At 50.5% G+C, this 218-nt stretch carries 1 protein-coding gene; it reads left to right on the forward strand.

What is annotated here, in order from left to right:
* On the forward strand, positions 1-218 hold a 218-nt coding region (locus B4C08_RS01070), incomplete at both ends, for an NUDIX domain-containing protein (protein WP_296662205.1).

Genomic DNA, 218 nt, shown 5'->3' on the forward strand with positions numbered 1-218 from the left:
TACGGCGAATGGAAGGACTGGTGGGAATTTCCGGGCGGAAAGATTGAGGCAGGAGAAACTGCTGAACAGGCGATTGTCCGCGAAATCCGCGAGGAGCTTGCGACGGAAATTCTCCCTGAACAAAAACTCTGCACGGTTGAATACGACTACCCAGCCTTTCACTTGAAAATGGAATGTTTTTTGTGCTCGGTTGTTTCCGGGAAGCTGACGCTTTTGGA

Source organism: Treponema sp. UBA753, from assembly GCF_002297325.1.
In the GTDB taxonomy this organism is placed as follows: Bacteria; Spirochaetota; Spirochaetia; order Treponematales; family Treponemataceae; genus Treponema_D.